The sequence below is a fragment of the Arthrobacter zhaoguopingii genome, assembly GCF_009828605.1.
In the GTDB taxonomy this organism is placed as follows: Bacteria; Actinomycetota; Actinomycetes; order Actinomycetales; family Micrococcaceae; genus Arthrobacter_D; species Arthrobacter_D zhaoguopingii.
The window spans coordinates 1-1,268 of record NZ_WIAE01000039.1 but is presented as its reverse complement, the minus strand read 5'-3'; the positions used below and the strand labels follow the sequence as shown (position 1 = coordinate 1,268).

Sequence of the window (1,268 nt, the reverse complement as noted above, 5' to 3'; positions counted from 1 at the left end):
GGTGTATTCAAGCGGTCGTTGCAACGGTCGGGTTTTCTGGTTTGAACAGTAGTTGTTGCATGGCGTGTGCGGGGGTGATTCCGCCGAGGGTTTTACGCGGCCGGTCATTGAGTTCGGTGGCGACCTCGAGCAACCGCTGGGGTGAGTGAACGGATAGGTCTGTGCCCTTCGGGAAGTACTGGCGCAGCAAACCATTGAGATTCTCGTTCGAGCCACGCTGCCACGGCGAGTGAGGATCGCAGAAGTAAATCGCCATCTTCGTGGCCATGCTGATTTGGCGGTGCTGAGCCATCTCGGTGCCCTGATCCCATGTCAGGGATCTGGCCAGGTGCACCGGCAGGGTTTTGATGGCGGCCAACAGACCATCCCTGACGGTGATCGCACTGTGATCCCCTGGTAGATGGACGAGCATCGCGAATCGTGTCTGGCGTTCAACGAGGGTTGCGATAGCTGACCGGCAGTTCGAACCGAGCACTAAATCGCCCTCCCAATGGCCGGGCACGGCACGGTCAGCGACCTCTGCGGGGCGTTCACTGATGAGGATCATGTCCGGGATCTTCCCCGAACTCTTCACCGTGGTGGAGCGCCTGGGACGCCTCACCGCACGCCCGGTACGCAGGTGTTGATGCAGATCAGCGCGTAGATGGCCGCGGCCCTGGACATACAGGGCCTGATAGATCGTCTCTGGACTCACCTGCAACTCCCGCCGGTCACCACAAGCCATGGCAAGGTGGTCACTGATCTGCTCCGGGCTCCACTTCACACACAACTTAGCCTGCACCAACGAGGCTAGTTCCGGATCATCGAACTTGCTTGCCTTCGGCCGCCGGCCCGATAACTCTGCCCGGATCTGGGCTGCGTACGGGGCGTACTTCACCCGGTTCGAGACCCGTCCCCGGACAGCCGTGGGTGGGTTGTTCCGCTGTAACTCGCGGCTGACCGTCGAAGCACACCGGCCTATTTCCCGGGCGATCGCCCGAACACCACACCCGACCAGGTGCAGATCCGCTATTCGTAGTCGTTCCTCCAGACAGAGGTACCGGCCTGAAGGCTCTGGCTTAGCGCGCGGGATACGACCGCCGGTTGCTTGGCGCCAACGGTGTCCAGTTCGTCGATTCACGCCTACAGCATCACAGGCCGCTGTCAGCGTCGATCCCTGGGCCATCAACACCCAGAACCGCGCCTCCTGATCGAGTCGTTCCTTTTTCGACACCACTCACAACACCTCACATCAATAGGGGGTGTTGCAACGACCGACTGAACTCACC

The 1,268-nt window shown here is 60.8% G+C and carries 1 protein-coding gene; it reads right to left on the bottom strand.

Annotated elements, in window-relative coordinates:
* Nucleotides 1–7: 7 nt before the first annotated feature.
* Nucleotides 8–1,165, bottom strand: coding sequence for an IS30 family transposase (locus GVV77_RS18025; protein WP_246199903.1), 1,158 nt, complete (start codon nt 1,163–1,165; stop codon nt 8–10).
* Nucleotides 1,166–1,268 lie beyond the last annotated feature (103 nt).